The 5,620-nt window shown below is 33.8% G+C and carries 5 protein-coding genes and 1 pseudogene; 3 read left to right on the top strand and 3 right to left on the bottom strand.

The features are described 5' to 3' along the window. Positions 1-191: 191 nt before the first annotated feature. The 3 genes and pseudogenes from AC07XN_RS23095 (at position 192) to AC07XN_RS23085 (ending at position 2,860) form a co-directional block, all read left to right on the top strand. A complete protein-coding gene (locus AC07XN_RS23095) occupies positions 192-1,001 on the top strand; it encodes a PAS domain-containing protein (protein ID WP_494744767.1) in 810 nt (269 codons plus the stop codon). Between the two features lie 15 nt (positions 1,002-1,016). Then, positions 1,017-1,607, top strand: a pseudogene (locus tag AC07XN_RS23090) (PAS domain S-box protein); the annotation flags it as partial. A 92-nt stretch (positions 1,608-1,699) separates the two neighbouring features. Continuing rightward, complete coding sequence (locus AC07XN_RS23085) at positions 1,700-2,860, top strand: DmpA family aminopeptidase (protein WP_494744766.1); 1,161 nt, start codon at positions 1,700-1,702, stop codon at positions 2,858-2,860. A 38-nt stretch (positions 2,861-2,898) separates the two neighbouring features. Here the strand turns inward: AC07XN_RS23085 and AC07XN_RS23080 are convergent, their stop codons facing one another. The 3 genes from AC07XN_RS23080 to AC07XN_RS23070 are packed head-to-tail and all read right to left on the bottom strand — an operon-like array spanning position 2,899 to position 5,412. After that, positions 2,899-3,720, bottom strand: a complete 822-nt coding sequence (locus AC07XN_RS23080; protein ID WP_494744765.1) for a helix-turn-helix domain-containing protein — start codon at positions 3,718-3,720, stop codon at positions 2,899-2,901. Positions 3,721-3,722: 2 nt separating this feature from the next. Continuing rightward, positions 3,723-4,370: an NAD-dependent epimerase/dehydratase family protein gene (locus tag AC07XN_RS23075; RefSeq protein WP_494744764.1), complete on the bottom strand. Its 648-nt coding sequence runs from the start codon at positions 4,368-4,370 to the stop codon at positions 3,723-3,725. Position 4,371: 1 nt separating this feature from the next. Beyond that, on the bottom strand, positions 4,372-5,412 hold the full coding sequence (locus AC07XN_RS23070) for an SDR family oxidoreductase (RefSeq protein WP_494744763.1): 1,041 nt from the start codon (positions 5,410-5,412) through the stop codon (positions 4,372-4,374). Positions 5,413-5,620: the final 208 nt, after the last annotated feature.

The following is a 5,620-nucleotide window of genomic DNA, read 5'->3' as shown; positions in this document are numbered from 1 at the left end:
GGATGTGAGCTTTGGTTACAAAGTTTTAATCTTGAATCTTTTTTTTATGCAGATATTGAAAAAATAGCAATTATTAATTTCAGTGAATGAATATAAAAATCAGTGAAGAATATTGTTAAAAATGTGCAAAAAATAGTTAGTTTAAAGATAAATTTAAAGTAAATAACACTTAGATTTAACTTTGTAAAATTGTGGAATCTCTTGAATTTTCAATAATGCTTTCGATGAATGAATTTGAAAAACCTTTTAACATTATTGACGCTTTAAGTACCATTTTGGATAATGTTCCAGATAGTATAATATTATTGTCACCACAACATAAAATATTAGCTTTTAACAAAGCAATGAAAGAGCTTTTGATGCTGTACTTTAAAAGTGAAGTAAAAGTTGGTGACGATTATAGGATATTTGTACTTGATAGTATCATGGATTTATATGTCGATACTTTTGAGAAAGCTATCAACGGTGAAACGGTATTCGTACAAAAAGAAACAGTATCCCAAGATGCTTCTATATGGTTTGAATATACGATGAAACCTGTTTATGATGTTGCTAATAGTTTTCTAGGTATTGTACTCATTGCTAAAAATATAGATAAACAAAAAAGAATTGAATTAGAACTTGAAAATATGGCAGAAACCTTTCAGGCCATTATCGAGAACAATACAGAATCTGTCTTACTATTGGGGCTTGATTATAAAATAATCCAGTTCAACAAGCCTGCCAGAGAAAGGATGTTAATGAATATGGACAAAGAGTTGAAGATAGGAGAAGATTTTAGAGACTTTCTTTATCCAGACCAAGAGCAAATATTTTTTAACTCCTTTGAAAGTGCTATTAAAGGTAAAAGTTATGAAATAGAAGTAGTTATCACAAATTACAACAACGAGAAATATTGGTTTCAATCTAGGATGTTTCCAGTTTATAAGCGCAATGGTGAATTACTAGGAGTGTCGTTATTTGCCTTGAATATCACAGATAGAAAAAAGGCAGAAGTCTAGTTAAAAGACAGTGAAGCAAAATTTAGAAGTATTGTTGAAGCAGCACCTACTTCCATGTTGATAGTGGATGAAAACATGAATATTATTCTTTCAAATCCTGAGGTAGAGAAAGTTTTTGGCTACACCTTTGATGAGTTGAAAAAGCAAAATATTCAGATGTTGATACCCGAAATCTTTGGGAAAGATGATACCCAGAAAGATTATTCAAAAATAATAGCCAATAAATTTACTCCTGCAATTAAGAAAGATGGAAGTGAAATTATTGTAGATATTAGCTTGAACAGTTTTGAATTGGATGATAAAAAGCATGTACTGATTATTATTCAAGACGTAACCCAAAGAGTGAATAACGAAAAGCAAATTCTGGATCAACTAAGTCGCTTAAAAGCCATCGCTTGGCAACAGTCGCACGGCGTAAGAAAGCCAGTGGCTAATATTTTAGGAATATGCCATTTACTTAAGACAGATAAAGATATTACTCCAGAAGAAAAAGAACAATACATAGATTTACTTTTTCAATCTACGGAAGAATTAGACCAAGTAATACATAGGATAGTAAATTACACTTGTGAAAGTAATCTATTTAAACAAGAGGAAATGAGATGATAAGTACTTGGGTTTATTAAAAAGATGTACTTTGTTTTAACGTATTGTATATCAGTGTTCTTAACTCACAACTATTGCGTAAGTAATATACTATGAAACTTTTGAAAATTATCGGTATTCTTCTTTTTCAATTATCAGTTTATGGACAAAAACCAAGGGCGAGAGACCTTGGGATTCCTTTTGAGGGTACTACTGGTAAGTTTAATGCTATCACAGATGTAAAGGGTGTTGAGGTTGGTTATAGTACTATCATTTCTGGGCAAGGGAAAAATATTTTAGGAAAAGGCCCTGTACGGACTGGCGTTACGGCAGTGTTGCCAAGAGGTAAAACTAATAATCCCGTTTTTGCCAATTGGTATTCATTAAACGGAAATGGTGAAATGACGGGGACTACTTGGATTACTGAATCAGGCTTTTTAGAAACACCCATTATGATAACCAATACTAATAGTGTTGGTGTGGTAAGAGATGCTGTATTAAAATGGTTTGTTGAAAAACATTGGTATAAAGAAGATTTTTGGTACACTTATCCTGTAGTAGCAGAAACGTATGATGGATTTTTGAATGATATTTATGGCTTTCATGTAAAAGAAAGTAATGCTTATGAAGCCTTGAATACTGCAAAATCTGGATTTATTAATGAGGGAAACGTAGGCGGCGGAACAGGGATGATGTGTTTGGGATTTAAAGGGGGGACTGGAAGTTCATCTAGAATATTTAAAATCAAGGATTCTACCTACACGCTAGGCGTATTAGTACAATCTAATTTTGGGGCAAAACGCAATCTAACTATCGCAGGGGTACCTATTGGTAAAGAACTTAAAGATACTTTAAATTATGAATTAAAATCTCCGCCGACTTCTTACAGACAAGAAGGAGATGGGTCTATCATTGTTGTGATTGCTACAGATGTCCCTTTGTTACCTCATCAATTAAAACGAATAGCGGCTAGAGTACCAATTGGTGTTGGCAAAGTTGGGGGACGCGGGGAAAATGGCTCTGGAGATATTTTTATTGCCTTTTCCACAGCGAATCAATCTGCTTTCCAGCGAGAGAACTTCACAAAGTTAGATGAATTGCCTAATGATTTAATCAATCCATTATTTGAGGCTACAGTTCAAGGTGTAGAAGAAGCCATTATTAACGCGATGATAGCCGCAGAAACCACCGAAGGAATAAATGGTAATAAAGCCTATGCTTTGCCGCATAAGTCAGTTATTGAATTGCTTAAAAAATATAATAGAATAAAGTAAAGTCTTTAAACGTCCTAACAAAGAGGCATTTTTCAAGGTTATTTTTGTTGATGGATCTGTCCAAAATTAGCGGTTCTCTCGTAAAGCTCGCTCGGTGCTTTGCCAAATAATTTTTTGAAGGCAAATGAAAAATGAGAGAGGTCTTCAAAACCTAATTCAAGGTAAATATCAGAAGGTTTTTTGTTTTTCTTTTCAATCAAAAAGTAAGCTTCTTTAAGTCTCTTTTGTATAAGCCAACGGCTGGGTGTTTCTCTAAATATTTTTTCAAAATCACGTTTGAAGCCCGACAAGCTACGACCAGTCAGGAAAGCAAACCTATTCAAAGCGACATTGAACTTAAAATTCTTATTCATAAATGCTTCTAAATCTACTTTGCCTGGACTACGGAAATCAAACAAAATATTGGACAATTCTGGATTAATTTTAAGCAGAATCAGTAATAACTCTTCTCGTTTAATATCTTCAAAAGTTTTATCTATTTTTCCATCATGGTCATAATAAGCAGAAATAGACCGCAGGAAACTTGGAACGAGGTCATTTTTTTTAATCGTAAAAAATACATCGTCTGAATTAAAGTCTACGGCAGGAAAAGGATATTTTTGATAAAAGCTTCTTAGAAAAACTTCATCAAAGGCAAACACTACCTTTTCAAACTGATTATCCTCTTTTTGTTTATTATACCTTGCTAAGTTATTTTTTCTGACTAAACAATATTCTCCTGCTTTCAAGGTATAATGTTTGTAACCATCATAACCCTCAATTTTTCCTTTAATGAGATATAAAAAGAAATGTTCTGAAATAAATTGTTCAGGAGATATTTCAGGACCTACATAACAAGTAATAATTGAATTTACTTCCACGGCTATAATTTCGCTAATTTCTTGATGTCTGATATTTCTAAGATTGATTTTTCATAACCTTTTGTTACCGTTTTAATCATGGCTTCACCAAGTTCTTGAAGTGTTATGATCTGTTTAGGTATAAACCAATCTAGGATAGTTACAATATATTTATAAATAGCTTTCCCATTTTTTTGTCCCACCATTTCTTTCATTCCACCTGGGCGGAAATTGTACACTGCCTTAAAGGGTAATTGTATCAAGGCATTTTCAGTTTTGCCTTTTACCCTTGCCCACATTACCTTTCCTTTTTCAGAGCTATCGGTATGGCTACCCGACACAAAATTAAAAACCATTTGAGGGTTTTGTGTAAGCAATGCTTTGGCAAAATGCAACGTAGTATCGTAGGTAATGACGGTGTACTTTTCTTCGCTCATTCCTACAGAACTGATTCCTGCACAATAAAAACAGGCATCATAACCTTTCAACTCGTCAGTAAAGGCATCTAGTTTTAAAAAATCAGGAACGATTAATTCTGTAAGTTTAGGGTGACTCAATTCATAGTGCTTACGATTGACGATTAGCACTTTTTCTACAAGAGAGTTTTGCAGACATTCTAGTAATACACCTTCGCCTACCATGCCTGTGGCACCTGTTATGATAATTTTCATATTATATGATATTAAATTTTATTAGACTTTCTGCTGCCGATAATACAGCTTCTTCGTTGCTTCTAGGTTTCCAGTTTAACATGGCTATTGCCTTTTGGTTACTGGCATTTTTTCTTCTGCCCAACTGAGGTACTATATTTTTTGCTAAAGGGTTAAATAGTGCAAGGACTCTAATCAACCAATTGGGAGCAACTTTAGTAGTTACATTTTTGTGAGAAGTACTCAATTGTTGTTTGAGCAATTGGGCAACTTCTGGAAAAGTAAGCACACCGCCAGATAATGCTAAAAAGCGTTGTCCTTTGGCTTCTGGGCTTGTCATCGCTCGTAAATGTAAGTCGGCTACATCTCTTACATCTACAATCCCCAATGTAATTTGAGGAATTGCTTTCATTGAACCATCAAATAATTTTCTTAATAATTCATGTCCGCTAGATAATTTATTGCTTAACAATGGCCCAAAAATAGCCATTGGGTTTATCACTGCTAGTTCTAAGCCCTTTCCTTCATTATTGATGTAATCCCACGCCGCTTTTTCTGCCAATACTTTTGATTTTAAATATGCTGAAAGGTGCTTGTCCTTAGGATTAGTCCAATCTTCTTCGGTAATCATTTTGCTATCGTCATCATGGCTATAGCCTACTGCTCCAAAAGATGAAGTAAGCACCACTCTTTTTACATGGGCATTTTTAGCTGCTTTTAATACTCGTAGTGTTCCTTCTACAGCAGGTTTTATGGTTTCGTCTTCGGTTGTAGTAATGCTTAAAGAAATAGGAGAGGCTACATGCAATACATAATCGCAATCCTTTACTGCTTTATCCCAATTTTTGTCATCTGATAATTCTGCTTCAATAAAAGTTAAATGCTCAAATGAAGTAAGTCCTGCATTTTTAAGCATTTCGATTACCTCATTTTGACGATTGATTGAACGAAGGGTAGTTCTAACTTGATAGCCTTGTGCTAAAAGCTGATGGATACAGTGTATTCCTACAAAACCTGTTCCACCCGTTACTAATACTAATTTATTATTGTGTTGATTTGTCATGGTATTTAAAATTTCTAATGCAAATTTCTCAATAAAATACCATGATTGTTTTGTTGAAAAGTCCAAAGTTACTTTGCTGAAAAGTTCAACAATTGCCTACTTGCAGTTGTATAAAAATTAAATTGATTTAAAAGTTCAATAGGCTAGATAATCAGAATAAAGCATGGACAACTAATCATCTGGGTACTATAATATGTCCCTGTAATAC

The sequence above is a fragment of the Arcicella sp. GW458-12-2-14-TSB2 genome, from assembly GCF_059423785.1.
Note: the sequence above shows the minus strand (reverse complement) of the source record. Positions and strands in the feature narration are given on the sequence as shown.